Source organism: Haloarchaeobius litoreus, assembly GCF_024495425.1.
GTDB classification, from domain to species: Archaea; Halobacteriota; Halobacteria; order Halobacteriales; family Natrialbaceae; genus Haloarchaeobius; species Haloarchaeobius litoreus.
This window is the reverse complement of the sequence record NZ_JANHJR010000003.1, coordinates 743,258-764,290: the sequence shown is the minus strand read 5'-3', so window position 1 is coordinate 764,290 and position 21,033 is coordinate 743,258. Positions and strand designations below refer to the sequence as shown.

Annotated in this window: 16 protein-coding genes; 8 read left to right on the top strand and 8 right to left on the bottom strand. The window is 67.3% G+C overall.

Annotation, left to right across the window (positions count from 1 at the left end; translation table 11 throughout):
• Window positions 1–59: 59 nt before the first annotated feature.
• From NOW55_RS16205 to NOW55_RS16180, 6 genes are all read right to left on the bottom strand, one after another.
• Window positions 60–539, bottom strand: a complete 480-nt coding sequence (locus NOW55_RS16205; protein WP_256401151.1) for a DUF7555 family protein — start codon at window positions 537–539, stop codon at window positions 60–62.
• On the bottom strand, window positions 536–2,206 hold the full coding sequence (locus NOW55_RS16200; protein WP_256401150.1) for an ABC transporter ATP-binding protein: 1,671 nt from the start codon (window positions 2,204–2,206) through the stop codon (window positions 536–538). Before NOW55_RS16200 ends, NOW55_RS16205 begins: the two co-directional genes overlap by 4 nt.
• Window positions 2,203–3,597 carry an ABC transporter ATP-binding protein gene (locus NOW55_RS16195; protein WP_256401149.1) on the bottom strand — a complete coding sequence of 465 codons (1,395 nt, stop codon included), beginning with the start codon at window positions 3,595–3,597 and terminating at the stop codon, window positions 2,203–2,205. Before NOW55_RS16195 ends, NOW55_RS16200 begins: the two co-directional genes overlap by 4 nt.
• Window positions 3,597–5,417 carry an ABC transporter permease gene (locus tag NOW55_RS16190; RefSeq protein WP_256401148.1) on the bottom strand — a complete coding sequence of 607 codons (1,821 nt, stop codon included), beginning with the start codon at window positions 5,415–5,417 and terminating at the stop codon, window positions 3,597–3,599. The genes NOW55_RS16195 and NOW55_RS16190 overlap by 1 nt, the downstream gene beginning before the upstream one ends.
• A 1-nt stretch (window position 5,418) precedes the next feature.
• A complete protein-coding gene (locus NOW55_RS16185; RefSeq protein ID WP_256401147.1) occupies window positions 5,419–6,504 on the bottom strand; it encodes an ABC transporter permease in 1,086 nt (361 codons plus the stop codon).
• A gap of 161 nt (window positions 6,505–6,665) precedes the next feature.
• Entirely contained in the window at window positions 6,666–8,534 is a 1,869-nt protein-coding gene (locus NOW55_RS16180; protein WP_256401146.1) for an ABC transporter substrate-binding protein, read from the bottom strand.
• 309 nt (window positions 8,535–8,843) lie between these two features.
• Here NOW55_RS16180 and NOW55_RS16175 point away from each other — a divergent pair, with 309 nt between their 5' ends.
• From NOW55_RS16175 to NOW55_RS16145, 7 genes are all read left to right on the top strand, one after another.
• Window positions 8,844–9,014: a DUF7556 family protein gene (locus tag NOW55_RS16175; RefSeq protein ID WP_256401145.1), complete on the top strand. Its 171-nt coding sequence runs from the start codon at window positions 8,844–8,846 to the stop codon at window positions 9,012–9,014.
• 99 nt (window positions 9,015–9,113) lie between these two features.
• Window positions 9,114–9,533, top strand: a complete 420-nt coding sequence (locus tag NOW55_RS16170) for a PPC domain-containing DNA-binding protein (protein ID WP_256401144.1) — start codon at window positions 9,114–9,116, stop codon at window positions 9,531–9,533.
• Entirely contained in the window at window positions 9,534–13,136 is a 3,603-nt protein-coding gene (locus NOW55_RS16165) for a DNA polymerase II large subunit (protein WP_256401143.1), read from the top strand.
• An 82-nt stretch (window positions 13,137–13,218) separates the two neighbouring features.
• Window positions 13,219–14,073: a CBS domain-containing protein gene (locus NOW55_RS16160; protein WP_256401142.1), complete on the top strand. Its 855-nt coding sequence runs from the start codon at window positions 13,219–13,221 to the stop codon at window positions 14,071–14,073.
• A complete protein-coding gene (gene glyS / locus NOW55_RS16155; protein WP_256401141.1) occupies window positions 14,066–15,796 on the top strand; it encodes a glycine--tRNA ligase in 1,731 nt (576 codons plus the stop codon). Before NOW55_RS16160 ends, glyS begins: the two co-directional genes overlap by 8 nt.
• Before the next feature lies 1 nt (window position 15,797).
• Window positions 15,798–16,415, top strand: a complete 618-nt coding sequence (locus tag NOW55_RS16150; RefSeq protein ID WP_256401140.1) for a diacylglycerol/polyprenol kinase family protein — start codon at window positions 15,798–15,800, stop codon at window positions 16,413–16,415.
• A 308-nt stretch (window positions 16,416–16,723) separates the two neighbouring features.
• Entirely contained in the window at window positions 16,724–19,150 is a 2,427-nt protein-coding gene (locus NOW55_RS16145) for a DEAD/DEAH box helicase (RefSeq protein ID WP_256401139.1), read from the top strand.
• A 21-nt stretch (window positions 19,151–19,171) separates the two neighbouring features.
• Here NOW55_RS16145 and NOW55_RS16140 read toward each other — a convergent pair whose 3' ends face one another.
• A complete protein-coding gene (locus tag NOW55_RS16140; RefSeq protein ID WP_256401138.1) occupies window positions 19,172–19,774 on the bottom strand; it encodes an Sjogren's syndrome/scleroderma autoantigen 1 family protein in 603 nt (200 codons plus the stop codon).
• Window positions 19,775–19,918: 144 nt separating this feature from the next.
• Here NOW55_RS16140 and mdh point away from each other — a divergent pair, with 144 nt between their 5' ends.
• Window positions 19,919–20,833, top strand: a complete 915-nt coding sequence (mdh, locus tag NOW55_RS16135) for a malate dehydrogenase (protein WP_256401137.1) — start codon at window positions 19,919–19,921, stop codon at window positions 20,831–20,833.
• A gap of 8 nt (window positions 20,834–20,841) precedes the next feature.
• On the opposite strand, the gene NOW55_RS16130 is transcribed toward mdh, so the two are convergent.
• Entirely contained in the window at window positions 20,842–20,982 is a 141-nt protein-coding gene (locus NOW55_RS16130; protein WP_256295932.1) for a hypothetical protein, read from the bottom strand.
• Window positions 20,983–21,033: the final 51 nt, after the last annotated feature.

Here is a 21,033-nt window from a genome sequence, read left to right as displayed (position 1 = left end):
CTGCACACACGAAACGAAGCCGGATAAGCGTGTCTGACCGGCTCAGACAGCCGGAAGCGTCAGGCCGTCCCGGGAGCGGCGACGCCGAAGAGGAACTCCATCGCCATCGAGAGCCCGAGCATCAGCACCGCCGCCAGGAACTGCTTCGTGTGCGTCGAGAACCGGTCGTCCGGGTTCACCCGGACCCACCGCATCGGCGGGAGCCAGGCAGCGAGGCGTTCGAGTCGGGTCAGCGACCGTGCGCCGACCGACCCGGACGCCCTCTTCTGTCGGTCGTCGCCGCTGGTGACGAACTCACCCTTCGACTCCAGCTTCGACGGCGAGTCCGGCCGCAGCTGGAACGACGCGTACGCGAGCAGCGCGAACCCGACCCAGAACAGCACGTACTTCGTCCGGAACAGCGTTCCCTCCCCCGAGAGCTCGAAGAACGCCGACGTGCCCGCGACTGCGGCGGCCAGCAGGACCGCGTACGCCAGGGCGTCCAGCGTCTTCCGACCGAGTCGGATCGCTCCGACCACCTCCGGGGGCCGGTCGCTCATCGGTTCCGCTTGAGCTTCTCGAACTCCGGTGCGGGGTCCTCGTACCGGTCGACGTGTCGGTGGCAGAAGCTCGTTCGGCCATCTTCGCTGACCTGGTAGTGCTTCGGCCGGTCGGTGTCACAGATGCTACCGAACTGGTCGAACAGGTAGTTCCGGGCCTTGTTGTCGTGGCCCTTCTCGACGAAGCCCGCGGCCTCGCGGACGTGCTCTGCGACCTCCGTCGGCAGGTCGACGTCGCCGAACAGCTCGTCGGTGATATCCGTCACGTCGGAGAAGCGCGTCGACCGACCGAGCAGCTCGCGGGCGTGGTCCGTGAGCGATCGGTCCGCACGGGTCCGCTCGCGGATGACCTCCCGGAACACCTCGACACGCTGCCAGACGTCGTCGTCGACGTGCTGGTACTCGTCGGGTCGGATCTTCACCGGACAGCGCGTGCTGAACGGACAGCCGGTCGGCGGGTCGCGCGGGCTCGGCGGCGTCCCGCGCAGGGTGATTCGGTCCTTGGAGGCGGACGGGTCCGGCTCCGGAATCGCCGACAGCAGCGAGTGCGTGTACGGGTTCCCGGGGTTCTCGAACAGCCCGTCCGTCGGGCCGATCTCCATCAGGTTGCCGAGGTACATCACTGCGACCCGGTCGCAGATGTGCCGGACGACGCTCAGGTCGTGCGCGATGAACAGGTACGTCAGCCCGAACTCCTCCTGGAGGTCCTCCAGCAGGTTCAGGATCTTCGCCTGCACGGAGACGTCCAGCGCCGACACCGGCTCGTCGAGCACCAGGAAGTCCGGCTCGAGCGCGAGCGAGCGGGCGATGCCCACGCGCTGGCGCTGCCCACCGGAGAACTGGTGCGGGTAGCGGTAGTAGTGCTCCGGACGCAGTCCGACGGTCTCGAGCAGTTCGCGGACGCGCTCGCGGCGCTCCCGGGGCGTCCCCCAGCTGTGGACGTCGAGCGGCTCGCGGATGATCTCGCCGACGGTCATCCGGTCGTTCAGGCTCGATTCGGGGTCCTGGAAGACGATTCCCAGCTGCCGACCGCGGAGCCGTTTCAGTGCGCGGGCCGGCGCGGCGGTCACGTCGATGTAGCCGCGGTCGACCTCGTAGACGCCGTTCTCGATGCGGCCCTCCTCGACGAAGACGAAGTCCTTCTCGCCGAACAGCCCGAGCTTCGGGCCGAAGCCCTGGTCGATGACGTCCGAGACGTCCATGCCGGTCTGCTGGACGAAGTCCGCAGCGTCGATCTCGTCCGGGCTGACGTCCTCCCAGCCGCGGTCCGGGGCGACGGCCTTCGGCTGGACGCCGTCGGCGAACAGCTTCGTCACCAGCTCGACCGTGTCGTTGTCGGCGTACACCTCGCGGAGGTCGACGGTACGACGCCCGTAGGTGTTCGCCATCTGCTCGACGACGTCCGGCTTCTGGAAACGACTCGTGCCGGCCGTGGCGTCCTCGAGCTGGACGAGCGTGCGCCCGAGCGTCGACTTGCCACAGCCCGACTCGCCGACGAGGCCGAGCGTCTCGCCCTTCTTGATGTCGAAGCTCACGCCGTCGACCGCCTTGACGGGTTCGTCGGCGATGAGCCCGCCACCCGGGTAGTACGTCTTCAGGTTCCGCACCTGGATCATCGGCTCTGACTGGACTGTCGACTGCGACTCGGACATCGCTTGCTTGCTCATTCAGGTCCACCTCCGTTACCGCCTTTCGCTCTGTGGATCTCCAGCGCCTCGGCCTGCGGGACGTCCTCGGGGTAGAGCAGACACGACGCCGTGTGGGTGGTGTCGCTCTGCCCGACGGAGACGGATTCGGGGTGTACCGACTGACACTCGTCGAACGCCTCGGGACAGCGCGGCGCGAAGCGGCAGTACGTCGCCTCCTCGTTCGGCGTCGGGACGTCACCCTCGATGGTGACGAGCCGGTCGCCCTCCTGTCGGCCGGGGATGGAGGAGAGCAGCCCCTGCGTGTAGGGGTGCTTCGGCCGGTCGAACAGCGACTCCGCGTCGGCGGTCTCGACGATCTCGCCGGCGTACATCACGTTCACGCGGTCGGAGATGTCGGCGATGACACCCATGTCGTGCGTGATGAACATGATGGACAGGCCGCGGTCCTCCTGGATCTCCTCCAGCAGCTCCAGGATCTGCGCCTGGATGGTCACGTCGAGCGCCGTCGTCGGCTCGTCGCAGATGAGCAGCTCGGGTTCGCACGCGAGCGCCATCGCGATGACCGCACGCTGGCGCATCCCACCGGAGAACTGGTGGGGGTACTCGCGGACCCGACGCCGGGCGTCGGGGATCCCGACCGCCTCGAGCAGGTTGACCGCCTCCTGGGTCGCCGCCTGGCCCTGGAGTCCCTGGTGGAGGCTCAACGCCTCCTCGATCTGGTTCCCGACCGTGTACACCGGGTTCAGCGAGGAGAGCGGGTCCTGGAACACCATCGCGATGTTCCCGCCGCGCAGCCGTCGGAGCTCGCGCTCGCTCGCACGTGTGACGTCGAGGTAGCCGCGGTCGACGCGGACGCCGTCACCGGAGGTCCGCCCCTCCTCGACGAAGATGAAGTCGTCGCTGTCGATGAGGTTGAGCTCGTCGGCGTAGCCGGCGGCGATGACGTCGTCCCAGCCGACAGCGCCGTCGGCGACCATCTGGCGCGCGTTCACCTGCTCCGGAGGGAGGTCGGCGTACTTCTCGTGGTCGGTGAGCTCGTGCGGCTGTGCGCCGTGCTGGTCCATCGCGTCCTGGACCACGTTCGCGAGGTCGGCCTGCTCCTCGAGCTTCCCGATGTCGACCGTCTTCCCCGTGTACGTGTTCGCGAAGCGCTCGACGGTCTCCGCGTCCCGGAACTGGATGGAGCTCCCGCGGAGCGTCCGTCCGGGGCTCTCGACGAGACCCATGATCGAGCGCGCCGTCACCGACTTACCCGATCCGGACTCGCCGACGATACCGACCGTCTCTGCCTGGCCGATGTCGAAGCTGATGCCGTCGACCGCGCGGATGACCTCCTTGTCCGTGAAGAAGGAGGTCTGGAGGTTCTTGATACGGAGGATGGGCTCCTCCTCGTGGGTCTGCATCGACATCACCCACCACCCCCTGCGGCGGCGGTCTCACCAGCACCGCTGCCCTCGGACTGCGGGTCGATGGCGTCGCGGATGCCGTCACCCAGCGCGTTGAAGCCGGTGACGACGAAGACGACCATCAGGCCCGGAATCGTGGCGATGTGCCACGAGACGGTGGTGACGTACGGCCGACCGATGTTGACCGCACGCCCCCACTCCGGCGTCGGTGCCTGCACACCGAGGCCGAGGAACGACAGTGCGGCGACGCTGATGATGATTCCCCCGATGGTGAGCGACCCGTAGATGAGCAGGTAGCCCGCCACGTAGGGGAGCATGTGCTTGCGCATCGTGGCCGACGGTCGCTGACCGTAGGACTTGGCTGCGTCGATCCACTCCTCCTCGGACACCTGGAACGCGGGTCCACGGATGGCGCGCCACAGCGCCGGCCAGCCGGTGGCCGCGAAGATGAGCGCCAACAGGAACCCACCGCTGTAGATGTTCGAGATGGGGTGACTCGAGAACACGACCGAGAGCAGGATGTAGATCAACAGCCCCGGCAGTGCCTGGACCGAGTCACTGGTGACGACGACGATGAGGTCCGCGAGCCCCTTGTAGTACGCCGTCACCATCGCGAGCGCGGTCGCGATGAATCCGCCCAGCGCGATGGACAGCAAGCCGATGAACAGCGACACACGTGCGCCGTCGGCCATGAACGTGAACAGGTCCTTGCCGTTGGCGCGTTCAGACAGCGTCCCGATGGGGTGGAACCGCCCGTAGTCGTCGTAGCTCATCACCCCGACGTTGCTGTCGGGCGTTCCCTGGGAGGCGGAGTTGAGGTTCGCGGTCCCGTGGGTGATCGTCTCCACCTCGCCGTCCTCGACGTGCTGGAACTCGTGTCCGTACGGGTTGTAGATGTTCTGTGCGGTGGTGGTCGGTCCCAGCGCGGGGGCGAACATCGCCATCACGAGGAACAGGAACACCATCACGAAGCCGAACTGGCCCCAGCGGTGGGTGCGCAGCCGGTCGACCATGTCGTCTCGCGGCGTCCAGTCGGCGAAGCGGTAGTGCCGTCGGAACGTCTTGTAGCCCTGCCAGACCCAGGCGAGCCAGATGAAGGCGTACAGGTAGATCGCGACCACGCGGATGGCCCACGCGACGGCGGGCGAGAGCCCGAGGAACGTCCCGTGGAACGGGCCGATTGCGATGCGCGCACCGAGAATCTCACTGCCAGCAGGGTACTCGGAGGCGGCGCCCTCCGGCGGTAGGAAGCCCTGGTTCGGCATCAGGTCCCGGGAGAGCAGCGTCGGGATGTTGGCGACGATCCAGTCGGCGGCCTTCGCACTCGTCTGTGCGAAGCCGTGTATCAGCTGTGCGAGCGTCGGTTCGCCGATGAGCGGGAGTGCGGGCAGGAACGCGAGCGGCTCGTACAGCAGGACGAGCCACAGCACCGCGAGGAAGGCCCCGACGATGGCACGTTCGAGGAAGTCCGTCGAGATCGGCAGGTCCTCGAGGCCGAGCGTCTCGACGATGTTGAACGGGATGAACGCCGCCTTGACGAAGACGGCGAACACCGCGAGCACGACGAGTGCTCCCAGGGCGGACATCACGGTCCCGCCGGCGACGCCGAGCGTGTCGTACATCGTGTTGACGTACCAGCCACCGATGTCCTTGCTGCCGTTGACGAGCGGGTTGATCTGCTCGCCGAACAGGATCAGCGCGTCGACGAAGGCGCTGAACTCCACTGCGAGGAGGAGCAACGCGCCGCCGAGCCAGACGAGTGCCGGTGTCGGGTTCGCCGCGATTCGACCGAAGAACGTCCTGTTTTCACGTACCTGACTCATGTTATTCGTACCCCACTCGCGGGTCGATGATCGTATAGAGGAAGTCCTGGAAGATGTTCATGAAGACGATGATGAGGATGAAGATGTACATCAGCGAGCCGACCAGCGGCATGTCGCCCTGAAGGGCTGCCTGGAAGAACAGGTAGCCGATCCCGTTGATGGCGAAGATCTGCTCCATGATGACGGAGCCGCCGATGAGCAGGAACGCCTCGTTCAGGATGATCGGCACCAGCGGAATCAGCGCGTTGCGGAACACGTGCTTCCAGACGATCTTCTGTCGGGACAGGCCCTTCGCGCGGGCGGTCTCGACGTACTTCGAGTTGATGGTCTCGAGCACGGCCGTCCGTCCCAGACGCATCTCGTTACCCATGGAAGCGGACCCGAGGACGATGGCCGGCGGGAGGACCATCTTCACCGCGCGGACGAAGACCTCCCAGTCGAAGCTGAACAGGGAGATGGTGGTGCCGCCGATGGTGAACAGCTCGGTGCCGTTCGGGTCGTAGAAGTTCAGCGGCGGCGGCGTCCCGATGTTGTTGGTGACGATCCAGGCGTCCCACTGGAACTGGACCACGCCGAAGGTCAGCATCTCGGAGTAGGTGACGGACTGGCTCAGCACCGAGTAGAGGATGACGCCGAGCCAGAAGTTCGGCATCGCTCTCCAGATGATACCGCCGAAGGAGGCGAAGTAGTCACCCATCGTGTTCGGGTTGAGCCCGGCGTAGAAGCCGAGCGGGATACCGATGAACAGCGGGATCAGCACCGACCAGAAGCCCAGCCAGAGCGTACGCGGTGCGTGGCCGACGATGAGCGTCATCGCCTTGGTGTTGTCCTGGATGACGTAGGAGTTCCCGAGGTCGAACGTCAACAGGCCGACCATGTATTCGATGTACTGTTCCCATAGCGGCCGGTTCAACCCGAGCTGCGCTTCGACCCGCGCGTACTGCGACGGCGGGGTGTTCGGACCGAGGATGGCCGCGACCGGGTCGAGGGGGCCCAGTCGAATGATTGCGAACGTGATTGTCACGCCGAACAGCACCACAGGGACTGCCAGGAGGAGTCTGCGGGCGAAGTACCCCCAGCGACTCATGGTATGTCCCTCCGGTGAGCCACTTCCATCACCATTGTTCTACTGGGAGTATATTTCGCACCCATGGTTATGTCTTGCGTTCCTCAGCGGCCGTATTTCGGGACGTACCAGGGGCTACGCGCCCGAAAAATGAAAAATCCGATACGGGACCGAAACCCGATTTAGCTGCGGTCGTTCAGGTAGACGTTGTTGTGCTTCTGGCGGCTGCCGCCACCGGCACCCACGCGCGGCATGTCCACCCAGTTGTAGGCCATGCGCTCGTCGGCACGGTGGTAGGCGGGCAGCAGGATCATGTCGTCCCACATCGCCTCCTCCATCTCGACGTAGGCCTCGTTGCGGATCTGCTGGGCCTCCTCGGTCGGGGCCGGGTTGTTGCTGATGCGGTCCCAGGCGTCGGACGCGCGCTGCGGCGCGTCGGTGTCGGAGTCGTCCCAGTCCAGGTAGAAGCCCTGTGCACCGCCTTCCTGGTCGGTGTTCGTGAGCTCCGGCACGACCTGCCCGAGGAAGTTGTCCGGCGCGGGCCAGTCCATGATCCACCCGAGCGAGTAGGCGGCGAGGTTGCCGTTGCGGCCGCGGTTGAGCAGCGTCGAGAACGGCGCCTCCTCCAGCTGGAGGTTGACGTGGGCGTTCGCGAGCTTGTCGCGAAGGATGGTGCCCAGCCCCTGCCAGGTGTCGGACTCGTAGGTGGTCAGCGTGACCTCGTACTGGTTGTTCGGACCGTAGCCGGCGTCCTCCATCACCTGACGGGCCTCGCCGAGGAGCGTCTCACCGTAGCCGTACGGGTAGTTCTCCTCTGCGTGCGTGTCGTACGCCGGACCCTGGCCGGGGTAGATGCCCGGCGGGGTGAGGTGGTACGCGGGCGTGCCGCGGCCCTTGAAGACCTCGTCGACACCCTCGTGCTGGTCCATCGCGTAGGCCATCGCCTTCCGGGCGGGGGCCTCGACGTTCTTGGCGTTCAGGCCGATGTAGAACGAGTTGATGGTCGAGTACTTGAGGTACTGGACCGTCTCGCCGTTCCGCATCGGACCGTAGGTACCGATCTCGCGACCCTTGGAGTCCGTCTGCTCGATGGAGATCAGGCTCGGGTCGTACTGCGACGTCGGCATCGAGACCAGGTCGGAGTTCTTGTTCTGCCCGTAGTTGTACGCAGCGTCGGGGTCCGTGATGACCTGCCAGTGGACGCCGGCGACGTGCGGGACCGGGCCGTGGTAGTCCTCGTTGCGGACGATGTCACAGGAGGTGTTGGTCTCCCAGCTCTCGAACACGAACGGACCCGCGCCGATCGGGTTGTTGCGTGCGAAGTCATCGTAGGCCATCTCGCCGTCGTAGTCCCCGTGGTCGCCGACGATGCCTTCCGGCACGGCGGAGAACGAGGTGTAGGCGAGCATCTCCAGCGTGGACGCGAACGGCTGCTCCAGGCTGAGCTCGAGGGTCTTGTCGTCGACTGCCGTCGCACCGAGCGAGCCCCACTCGTAGTTGCCCTCGTCGTCGGTCGTCTGCTCGATGCCCATCGCGTAGGACGTCGTGAAGTACCGACGGCGGCTGTTGGACGAGCCCGCGAGGCGCTCGAAGGAGTAGACGAAGTCCTGTGCGGTGACCTCGTCACCGTTGTGGAACTGGACGTCCTCCTTGATGTTGAACGTGTACGTCGTGAAGTCGTCGGAGACCTCGTAGTCGGCGGCGATGAGCGGCTCGACCTCGATCTCGCCGTTCGGATAGTTCATCAGCGCGTCGAAGACGTTCTGAATAACGGTCCCGGACGCGGTGTCCGTCGCGGCCACCGGGTCGAGGGTGCTCATCGTCGCGTTGATGAGCTGGAACGTCTTGTCGAGGAGCTCTCGGTCCTCGCCCGTCTCTCGGGTGGTCTGCTCGGTCGCGGTCTCCTGTGGTTCGGTCTCGGTGTCTTCGGGGGTATCGGTATCCCCACCGTCACCGTTACCACCGAGACATCCCGCGACTGCGACTGCAGAAGCTGTGCCACCGGTCGCCTTCAGGAAGCGACGGCGGTCAATGCTGGTATTGTCTGTCATCCCACGCACCCCTTTTGGGACGATATGGTTAAAATTACCGTTATGGTCTGTGGCTGTTTTACATACCCTAACATTTAAACCGGGTCTCCGTAGTCACCTGGTTTTTCTGCGAAATCATGTCAACGAGTAACGTGGCAATGTTGCTGGTAGGGGTGCATTAAAATACGGCATGGTGTTGCATGACCTGTCAAGCCAGCCCACGGTCGGCCCGCTATCGAACATACTTTATCGCGTGCCCTGCGTGCGTGAAACAGTAAACTGAAATGTCGATTCGACGCGTTTATGAGTGGCCATGAGAGAGAGACTCATATGGCAGCATCCGAGTCAGGCTCGTCGGAGTTCCCCGACGAGCGCGACGTCGTAGCGTCTGTCGATGGTGAAGGCTCCGCCCAGGAGTACGTCATCGCAGACATCACAGAGGATGGAGCCTGGCTCTCCATGCAGGCGGAGGACGCACCGGACCTTCCAGCCTGGCGATAACGCCGGCCGACTTCTCTCGCGACGCCACGCCGACCAGCCCTGGCTCCGGTCGCGGGTGATGACACTACCTTTTTGCCGTCGACCCACCTTCACGGGGATATGCACTACCGGGAGGTCACCACCGAACAGGAGTTCTGCTGTCGGCTGGAGACCGGCGGGGACTGGCGCGCACAGCTCGAGGAGCTGGCCGCCGACGAGGGGATCGAGGCCGCCTGGTTCACCGGGCTCGGCGCGGTCCAGGACGCCGAGGTGTGGTTCTACGACCAGGAGACCTGCGAGTACGACGCCGTTACCTTCGACGAACCGCTGGAGGTCGCCGCCTGCGTCGGTAACATCGCGGACCTCGACGGCGAACCGTTCGCGCACACCCACGCCGTGCTCTCGCGACCCAGCGGCGGCGCGCTCGCCGGCCACCTGGACGCCGCGACGGTCTGGGCCGGCGAGCTGTACGTCCGTGCGTTCGAGGAACCCCTCGTCCGCGAGCACGACGAGACCACCGACCTGGACCTCTGGTTATAGATGCGGGAGGCAGACGAGCGGTACTTCGAACGGATCGAATCGCGGCTCGACGAGGCGTTCGACCTCGCACAGCGCGCCAAGGCGACGGGAGGCGACCCCGAACCCGAGGTCGAGATTCCGACCGCCCGGGACATGGCCGACCGCGTCGAGAACATCCTCGGCATCGACGGCGTCGCCGAGCGGGTGCGCGAACTCGAGGGCGAGATGTCCCGCGAGGAGGCCGCGCTCGAACTCGTCGAGGACTTCGTCGAGGGGACCGTCGGCGACTACGACTCACGCGAGGGGAAGGTCGAGGGCGCGGTCCGGACCGCCGTCGCCCTGCTGACCGAGGGTGTCGTCGCGGCCCCCATCGAGGGTATCGACCGCGTCGAGCTGCTGAAGAACGACGACGGCACCGAGTTCATCAACGTCTACTACGCCGGGCCCATCCGCTCCGCGGGTGGGACCGCACAGGCGCTCTCCGTCCTGGTCGCGGACTACGCCCGTGCGCTGCTCGACATCGACCAGTTCAAAGCCCGCGGCGACGAGATCGAGCGCTACGCCGAGGAGGTCGCGCTGTACGACAAGGAGACGGGGCTCCAGTACTCGCCGAAGGACAAGGAAACGAAGTTCATCGCGAAGAACATGCCCATCATGCTCGACGGCGAGGCGACCGGCGACGAGGAGGTGTCGGGCTTCCGCGACCTCGAACGCGTCGACACCAACTCCGCCCGCGGCGGGATGTGCCTCGTCCTCGCGGAGGGTATCGCGCTGAAGGCCCCGAAGATCCAGCGCTACACGAAGAACCTCGACGAGGTCGACTGGCCGTGGCTGCAGGACCTCATCGACGGTACGTACTACGACGACGCGGCCGCCGAGGGCGACGACGAATCCGAGGACGAGGGAGACGGCGACGACGAAGCCAACGCCGGCGACGACCCGAGCGAGGCGGACGACGGCCCGACCGGGCCGCCCCGCGTGGAGAAGAGCCAGAAGTTCCTGCGCGACCTCATCGCCGGCCGCCCCGTCTTCAGCCACCCCTGCGAGTCGGGCGGCTTCCGGCTGCGCTACGGCCGGGCGCGCAACCACGGCTTCGCGACCGCCGGCGTCCACCCCGCCACGATGCACCTCGTCGACGACTTCCTCGCGACGGGCACCCAGATCAAGACCGAACGCCCCGGCAAGGCCGCCGGCGTCGTCCCCGTCGACTCCATCGAGGGGCCGACGGTCCGGCTCGCCAACGGCGACGTACGCCGCGTCGACGACCCCGAGGAGGCCCTCGAGATATGCAACGGCGTCGAGCGCATCCTCGACCTCGGCGAGTACCTCGTCAACTACGGCGAGTTCGTCGAGAACAACCACCCCCTCGCCCCCGCCTCCTACACCGTCGAGTGGTGGCGCGGCGAGTTCGACGACGCCGGCGCGGACGTCCAGGCTCTCCGTGACTCCCCGCACGTCGACCTCGACGACCCGACCGCCGAGGAGGCCATCGAGTGGGCCACCGAGTACGACGCACCGCTGCACCCCGCGTACACCTACGTCTGGCACGACGTCTCCGTCGCCGCCTTCGACGAGCTCGCAGCGGCCGTCGCCGACGGCTACGTCGAGGACGGCACCCTGCACGTCCCCCGGCGTGGCGAGGTACGCGAGACGGTCGAGACGCTGCTCAAACCCCACCACCAGACCGACGACGAGCTGCTGATCCGTGACTACGTCCCCTTCCTCAGGTGCCTCGGCATCGACGGCGACCTCGAACGCACCTGGACCCTCGACGACCTCTCCGAGCGCGCGCTGACCTGGGGAACCAGCGACGACACGGTCGACGCCGGGAAGGACGCCGAGCCGACCGACCACGACGACGACCGGCCGCCCGGCACCAACGCCATCGAGGCCGTCAACGAGGTCGCGCCGTTCACCGTCCGCGAGCGCGCCCCGACCCGCATCGGGAACCGGATGGGCCGCCCCGAGAAGTCCGAGTCCCGCGACCTCTCGCCCGCGGTCCACACCCTGTTCCCCGTCGGCGAGGCCGGCGGCAGCCAGCGCTCCGTCGCCGAAGGGGCGAAGCACGCCCCCGACATGCGCTCGACCCCGGGCCGCATCGAGGCGCAGGTCGGCACCCGCGAGTGCACCGGCTGCGGCGAGCAGACGTTCGAGACGCGCTGTCCCGACTGCGGGGAGCGCACCGAGCCGTACTACTTCTGCCCCGACTGCGAGCAGGAGCTCGAACCGGACGACGCGGGCCGCGTCCACTGCGACCACTGCGAGGTCGACGGCACCAGCGTCGAGTTCCACGAGATCGACCTCAAGGAGCAGTACTGGAGCGCCATGGACGAGGTCGGCGAGCGCGAGAACTCCTTCGAGATACTCAAAGGCGTCAAGGGGCTCTCCTCGACGAACAAGACGCCCGAACCCATGGCCAAGGGCGTCCTCCGCGCGAAACACGGCGTCACCGCGTTCAAGGACGGCACCGTCCGCTACGACATGACCGACCTGCCGGTCACCGCCGTCCGGGCGACCGAGCTCGACGTGACCGCCGACCAGCTCCGCGCGCTGGGCTACGAGACCGACGTCCACGGCGACGAGCTCCGCCACGACGACCAGCTCGTCGAGCTGAAGGTGCAGGACGTGGTCCTCTCCGACGGCGCGGCCGAGCACATGCTCAAGACCGCCGACTTCGTCGACGACCTCCTCGAATCCTACTACGGCCTCGAACCGTTCTACGAGATGGACGACCGCGAGGAGCTCGTCGGCGAACTCGTCTTCGGGATGGCTCCCCACACCTCCGCCGCGACGGTCGGGCGTGTGGTGGGCTTTACGAGTGCTGCGGTCGGGTACGCGCACCCGTACTTCCACGCGGCGAAGCGCCGGAACTGCGACGGCGACGAGGACTGCGTCATGCTCCTGCTCGACGGCCTGCTCAACTTCTCGAAGGCGTTCCTCCCGGACCAGCGGGGCGGGAAGATGGACGCGCCGCTCGTGATGTCCAGCCGCATCGACCCCTCGGAGATCGACGACGAGGCGCACAACATGGACATCATGTGGGAGTACCCGACGGAGTTCTACGAGGCGGCCCGGGAGATGGCGGACCCCGAGGAGGTCGAGGACATCATGAAGATCGCCGAGGCGACGCTGGGAACGGAGCGCGAGTACACCGACTTCGCGCACACGCACGACACCACGGACATCCACATGGGGCCGGCGCTGTCGGCGTACAAGACGCTGGGGTCGATGCAGGACAAGATGGACGCCCAGTTGCACCTCTCGCGGAAGCTCCGGGCGGTCGACGAGACCGACGTGGCGGAGCGCATCATCGAGTACCACTTCCTGCCGGACCTCATCGGCAACCTGCGGGCGTTCTCCAGACAGGAGACGCGCTGTCTGGACTGCGGGGAGAAGTACCGCCGGATGCCGCTGACCGGCGACTGCCGGGAGTGCGGCGGCCGGGTGAACCTGACCGTCCACCAGGGGTCGGTGAACAAGTACATGCAGACGGCGCTGATAGTGGCCGAGGAGTTCGGCTGTCGTCCCTACACGGTCCAGCGGCTGGAGAAGCTGGAGAAGGCGCTCTCGTCGGTGTTCGAGGACGACACGAACCGCCAGACCGGCATCGCCGACTTCATGTGAGTTCATGACATGCTCTGGGGCCGTGTGACGCCCCACCGAAGAAACAGGGCCTTTAAGCGGCTTTTGCACGTATCCGGCGGGTATGAAAGTTGCCGACGCGATGACGCCCCGCTCAGAGTTGGTCACCGTCGAGCTGCCGGGCACCCGCGACGACGTGCTCGAGTATCTCCAGGAGTACGGCTTCTCATCTGTCCCGGTGGTCAAAGAGACGGACGGCGTCGAGGCGTACCGCGGTCTCGTCTCGCGCGCCCTGCTCATCGAGCGTCCCGACGAGGACCAGCTGGCGCTGCTGATGGACGAGGAGGTGCCGACGACGACGCAGGACACGGACCTCACCGAGGTCGCGCGCGTCATGGTCGAGGAGGGCGCGCGCCGCGTCCCGGTCGTCGACGGCGAGCTCGAAGGCATCGTCACCATCACCGACGTCATCCGCGCCATCGCACGCGAGAAGGTCGAGACGGACGCGGTCGTCGGCGACGTGGCGACCCGGGACGTGAACACGACCTACAGCGGCACGCCGCTGCCCGTCGTCGAGCGCGAGCTCTACTACGCGAACGTCCCCTACGCCGTCGTGCTCGACGACGAGGCCGACCCCGCGGGCATGGTCACCGTGGTCGACATCGTCGAGGTCGCCCGCATCGTCGAGGGCGAGGAGGACACCGGTGACTCCATCGCGAGCCAGGACGACGAGTGGGCCTGGGAGGGAATCAAGGCCGTCGGCGGCCGCTACCTGCCGACCCGGAACGTCGAGGTCCCCGCGACGGCGGTCTCCGAGTTCATGACCGAGGACCTCATCACGGTCTCCGCGAAGAAGACGGTCGTCGAGGCGGCCCAGCTGATGATCCGACACGACATCGAGCAGATCCCGATGGTGTCCGGCGAGCCCCTCGTCGGCATCGTCCGGGACATCGACCTGCTGGAGGCGCTGTATGACTGAGACGGCGGACGTCGTCGAGCTCGCGAAGCGCCGGGGCTACTTCTTCCAGGCCAGCGGCGCGTACGGCGGTGTCTCGGGCTTCTACACGTTCGGCCCGCAGGGCGCGGCGCTCAAGCGCAACATCGAGGACACCTGGCGCGACCGCTTCACCATCCAGGAGGGCAACCTGGAGGTCGACGCGCCGACCATCGCCCCCGAGTCGGTGTTCGAGGCGTCGGGCCACCTCGACGGCTTCGACGACATGCTCGTCGAGTGCCCCGACTGCGGCGAGAGCCACCGTGCGGACCACATCATCGAGGACAACACCGACATCGAGGAGGCCGAGAGCTACCCCATCCCCGAGGTCGAGGAGCTCATCGCGGAGTTCGAGCTCGTCTGCCCGAGCTGTGGTGCCGGCCTCGCGGGCCGGACCGTGACGGCGTTCAACCTGATGTTCGAGACGAACATCGGCCCCGGCTCCTCGCAGCCGGGCTACCTCCGGCCGGAGACGGCACAGGGCATCTTCGTGGAGTTCCCGCAGCTGAAGGAGTACGCCCGCAACCAGCTCCCCTTCGGCGTCACGCAGATCGGTCGCGCGTACCGCAACGAGATCTCGCCCCGGAGGTCGCTGCTCCGGGTGCGCGAGTTCACGCAGGCCGAGCTCGAGCTGTTCGTCGACCCCGAGGAGGACGAGCCGGACCTCGATGCGGTGCGCGACGTGACCGCGCCGCTGTACTCGGCGGAGATGCAGGACGACCCGGACGCCGCGGCGGCCGAGTGGACCATCGGCGAGGCGGTCGACGAGGGCGTCATCGGCGACGAGTGGGTCGCGTACTACCTCGGTATCGCCAAGGAGTGGTACGACCGCGTCGGCGTCGACATGGAGCGGTTCAGGTTCCGCCAGCACCTCCCGGGCGAGCTGGCGCACTACGCGGCGGACTGCTGGGACGCCGAGGCCGAGGTCGACGGCGACTGGATCGAGCTCGCGGGCTTCGCCTACCGCAGCGACTACGACCTCTCGAAGCACGCAGATCACTCCGACGACGACTTCACGCTGTTCACGCAGTACGACGAGCCGCAGACGGTCGAGCGCGCGACGGTCGACCCGGACATGAGCTACCTCGGTCCGGAGTTCGGTGGCGCGGCCGCCGGCATCGCCGAGGCGCTCCAGACGCTCGCCGACCGGGACCGCACGGCCTTCGACGGTGATTCGGTGACGGTCGAGGTCGACGGCGAGAGCTACGACATCCCGACCGAGCACGTGAACTTCAGCGTCGACGAGGTGACCGAGTCCGGCGAGCACATCACACCGCACGTCGTCGAGCCGTCGTTCGGCGTCGACCGCGCGCTGTACACCGTCGTCCACCACGCCTTCAGCGAGGACGAGGTCGAGGGCGAGCACCGGAACTACCTCGCGCTCGAACCCGAGGTCGCCCCGACGTTCGTCGGCGTCTTCCCGCTGACGGACCAGGACGGCTTGCCCGAGCGCGCACGCGAGGTGGCACAGGACCTGCGAGACGCGGGCCTGTCGGTCACCTACGACGACTCCGGCTCCATCGGCCGGCGCTACCGCCGGCAGGACGAGGTCGGCACGCCGTTCTGTGTCACCCTCGACGGCGACCCGCAAGGCACCGCGACGATCCGCGAGCGCGACTCCACGGCCCAGGCCCGGGTCGACCTCGCGGACCTCGTCGACGTCCTGACCGCGCTTCGAACCGGCGACGCGACGTTCGACGACTACTGAGATGAACGACGAGGTCGCCAGACGGCTGGTCCACGCGAGCGGGGCGATACTGCCGACCGCGTGGGTCGTCGGCCAGCTCGACGCCGTTCCGGAGCTCCCCTGGCAGGTGGTCCGCTACGTGCTCGTCCTGGGGACCGTCGTCGCCCTCGGGCTGGAGGTCGTCCGGCTGTTCGTCGGCCTCGACTGGGCCATCTTCGAGAAGCTCACCCGCGAGTACGAGCAGGAGAACCTCGCGGGCTACGCGCTCTACATCATCGGCGGGACGTTCGCCGGGCTGCTGTTCACTCCGGTGGTCGCGGTGCCGGCGATGTACATGCTGACCATCGGCGACCCCATCAGCGGCCTGCTCGGTTCCGACGAGCTCCGGCGGGTCAAGCCGGCCCGCGTGCTCGGGACGATGTTCGTCGTCTCCTTCGCGTTCGCGCTGCCGTTCCTCCCCCTGACGGCGGCGGTCGCGGCGGCGGTCGCGGCGACGCTGGCCGACGGCGTCAAGCCGGTCGTGGCGACGTACGTCATCGACGACAACATCACCATCCCTATCCTCGCGTCGGTGACCGCCGCCGTGGTGCTCGTCGCCACCGGCGAGCCCGTCGAGGCGGTCGTCACGGCGGTCGCGTGACGCGGTTGCGGGGGCCCGACCCCGCCCGCGGGACCGCCTAGGTGCGTAGGTCCAGGCTACATCGGCGAGGCGTGGACACAGTTCGGGTGAACGATGACCACACTCGAACTCGTCATCGCGGCAGCGGTCGTCCTGCTCGTGCTCGCCGTCGTCGTCGCCGTCGTCGGCGACGAGGAGCTGCTCATCGAGCTCGTCGGCGAACTCATCGACTGAGGAAGCGACCGACGGCGCGGCCACGCGGACCCGTCGTTTCACTTTCACCGCGTTCGGCGAACCCTTAACCGGGACGACGCCCAACCCCGCGGTAGATGGCGACGACGGACAGCGACGGGGAGTCCATCGAGCACCCCTTGCTCACGCCCGGATTCCTCGAACGACGGCTCTACCAGCTCAGACTGGCCGGCACCGCGACCGAGGACCACACCCTCGTCTGTCTGCCGACCGGCCTCGGGAAGACGACGGTCAGCCTGCTGGTCACCGCCCGCCGGCTCGACGAGGTCGGCGGGAAGTCGCTGCTGCTCGCGCCGACGAAGCCCCTCGTCCAGCAGCACGCCGAGTTCTACCGCGAGGCCCTCACGATTCCGGACGACGAGATCGTGGTGTTCACCGGCGACGTGAGCCCGGACGACCGCGCAGCACTCTGGGAGGACGCGACCATCGTCATCGCGACGCCGCAGGTCGTCGAGAACGACCTCGTCGGCGGCCGCATCTCCCTGCGGGACGTGACCCACATCACGTTCGACGAGTGCCACCGCGCGACCGGCGACTACGCCTACAACTTCATCGCCGAGCGCTACCACGGCGACGCCACCGACCCGCTCGTCACCGGCATGAGCGCCTCGCCCGGCGGCGACGCCGAGGAGATCGGGGAGGTCTGTGAGAACCTCGGCATCCGCGCGGTCGAGGTGATGACCGAGGAGGACGCCGACGTCGACGAGTACACCCACGACACCGAGGTCGAGTGGCAGAAGATCCAGCTGCCGGAGGAGGTCATCGAGATACGCGACGCGCTCAACGACGTCATCTCGGACCGACTGGGCAAGCTCAAGGAGCTCGGGGTCACCCGGAAGACCTCGCCGGACCTCTCCGAGCGCGAGATACACGAGATCCAGTCCCAGCTCCGCCAGATGATGGACAACGACCAGTCCGCGGGCTACGAGGGGATGAGCTTCCTCGCGGAGATACGCAAGCTCCGGACCGCCGTCACGTACGTCGAGACGCAGTCGGTCGAGGCGACCTGCCGGTACTTCGAGCGCCAGCAGAACGCCGCCAGGTCGTCGGGTGCGTCGAAGGCCAGCCAGCGAATGATATCCGAGCCGAAGGTCGAGGAGGCCATCCGCCGCGCGCACTCGTTCGACGACATCCACCCGAAGTACCGGAAGGCGCGCATCCTGCTCGCGGAGACGCTCGGCATCGAGGACGGCGAGCGCGTCATCGTCTTCACCGAGTCCCGGGACACCGCCGAGGCGCTCACCGACTTCCTCTCGAACCACTTCGAGACGCGCCGGTTCGTCGGCCAGGGCGACAAGGAGGGCTCCGACGGGATGACCCAGAAACAGCAACAGGAGACCCTCTCGGCGTTCAAGGACGGCGAGTTCGAGGTGCTCGTCTCGACCAGCGTCGCCGAGGAGGGACTGGACGTGCCCGAGGTCGACCTCGTGCTGTTCTACGAACCCGTGCCGACGGCCATCCGGTCCATCCAGCGCAAGGGTCGGACCGGCCGCCAGACCGAGGGCCGCGTCGTCGTCCTCATGGCCGAGGACACCCGCGACGAGGCGTACTTCTGGATATCGCGGCGCAAGGAGAAGCAGATGGAGTCCGAGCTGCGCGAGCTGAAGGGCGTCGCCGACGAGGTGGCCGCGGACCTCGACGACGGCCAGACCAGCCTCGGCGAGTTCGACGACGGTGAGGGCGAGTCGGAGATGCAGCCCGGGCTGCAGGAGTTCGGTGGCGACGACGAGCCCGGGACCACCGACGACGAGAGCGAGGGAACCGCCGACGAAACCGAGTCCGCGACCGGGGCCGCCGCCAGCGACGGCGTGGTCGCCACGCCGGACTCCGACCCCGACGAGGACCTCGCCGAGATCGTCGTCGACCAGCGCGAGATGGACTCCGCCATCCCTCGCGAGCTCTCGACCCGGGACGACGTGACGACCCGGCTGGAGACGCTGGAGGTGGGCGACTACGTGCTCTCGGACCGGGTCGCCGTCGAGCGAAAGTCGGTCTCGGACTTCCTCGACACGCTCACCGGCAGCGACCGCTCGCTGTTCGAACAGCTCAGGGACCTCTCGGGGCACTACGCCCGGCCCGTGCTCATCATCGAGGGGACGGACAGCCTCGTCGGCACGCGCGACATCCACCCGAACGCGGTCCGGGGCGCGCTGGCGTCGCTCGCGGTCGACTTCGGCGTGAGCGTCCTCCGCACCGAGAGCGAGGCCGATACCCGTGACCTGCTCGCGGTCATCGCGGGGCGCGAGCAGACGAAGAACGACCGCGAGGTGTCGGTCCACGGTGAGAAGGCGAAGAAGACCCTCACCGAGCAGCAGGAGTACGTCGTCGGGGCCATCGCGGACATCGGCCCGGTGACGGCACGGTCGCTGCTCGCGCACTTCGGGACGGTCGAGGACGCGCTGTCGGCGACGGAGGAGGAGCTGCTGGAGGTCGACGGCGTCGGGTCGGTCACCGCAGAACGCATCCGCGAGGTCGTCGGAAGCCAGTACGAGCCAGGGCGGTAGCGACGGCGGACGGTTCTCGTTTCAGCGACTCTGGAGCGCCGCCAGCGTCTCGGTCGCCTCGCGGACGGTCTTCAGGTACTCCCGTGCGCGCTCGGGGTCGTCGGTGTTCGCGGCGGCCGCGCTGAACCGGCGGATGGTCTCCTCGACTGCCGCGACAGCGTCGTCGAACTCGCCGGTGGGCTCGACCGACTCCGGTCCCCGTCCACCGGTGTCCGCCCCGTGGGCCGGCGCGTCGCGGCTTCTGGACGAGGGGACACGGCGGCCGTGGCCGCTGTTCGGCGGGGCTGGCTGTGCAGGCGTCGTCGGCGTCCCGTCGTCGTCCTGCTCTGGTGCGGTGTCGGCCACCGGCTCCGTCCCCTCGTCGGCCTCGGCGGGCCGCTGCTCTCGCTGCTGTTGCTGCTGTTGTGCGGCCGCCTGCCCGCGACCCTGACACGAGGGACAGAACTCCTGGCCGTTCTGTCGGAAGATGGGGTCGCCACAGCGGTCGCAGTGCCTGTTCGTCATCGTCGCGCCCTTCAGCAGGAGTTCGCTCATGCGGCGTGTCTGTTCGCGCTCCTGCTCCTCCGATGCGAACTGCTCGCGCAACTTCTCTCGTTCGGCTTCCTTGTCGAACTCCTCGCTCATGTGGGGGAGAACGTGTGCGAGGTCGAAAAGGGTACTGCCATCGACTCGTCGCCGTGGCTCGGGCCAGCGGTGTAGCGGGCCTTCGTCGCCAGCAATGCCGACTTCGACACGTTTAACCGAGAATCGAGAGCAGTTTCGAGTGTTATGGCGAAAGTTAGCGTAGTCGGTGCGGCCGGCACCGTTGGGGCCGCCGCAGGCTACAACCTCGCGCTTCGTGACGTGGTCGACGAGCTCGTCTTCGTGGACATCCCGGACCAGGAGGACGTGACGGTGGGCCAGGCAGCGGACACCAACCACGGTATCGCGTACGACTCGAACACGTCGGTCCGGCAGGGCACGTACGCGGACACTGCTGGCTCGGACGTCGTCGTCATCACGGCGGGCATCCCGCGCCAGCCCGGCCAGACCCGCATCGACCTCGCGGGCGACAACGCGCCCATCATGGAGGACATCGGCTCGTCGCTCGCCGAGCACAACGACGACTTCATCACCGTGACGACGTCGAACCCGGTCGACCTGCTCAACCGCCACCTGTACGAGGTGGGCGACCGCGACCGGAACGAGGTCATCGGCTTCGGTGGCCGACTCGACTCCGCACGGTTCCGCTACGTGCTCTCGGAGCGCTTCGACACGGAGGTCCAGAACGTCGAGGCGACCATCCTGGGCGAGCACGGCGACGCGCAGGTCCCCGTCTTCTCGAAGGTCCGCGTCGACGGCGCGGACCCCGAGTTCAGCGACGACGAGAAGGAGGAGATCCTCGGCGACCTGAAGGAGTCCGCGATGAACGTCATCGAGCGCAAGGGCGCGACCGAGTGGGGCCCGGCGACGGGCGTCGCCCACATGGTCGAGGCCATCCTGCGCGACACCGGCGAGGTGCTCCCGGCGTCGGTCAAGCTCCAGGGCGAGTTCGGCCACGACGACGTGGGTCTCGGCGTCCCCGTCAAGCTCGGCAGTGACGGCGTCGAGGAGATCGTGGAGTGGGACCTCTCCGAGTTCGAGCGCGACCAGCTCGGCGAGGCCGCCGACAAGCTCTCCGAACAGTACGACAAGATCGCGTAGGTCGGTTCCTACGTCGGTTCGTCGCCGTCACGCTGCGACGGCGGCCCGGCGACCTCGACGCGCGCGGAACGTGCCTGTGCCTCGGATACTCGAACGTCGAGCAGTTCCGCCCACTCGCGGAGACGAGCGGTGTAGTCGTCGGTCGACATGGTTATGAGATGCATCGACAGCGATTATCATAACTGTTGTCCCGGACCTGT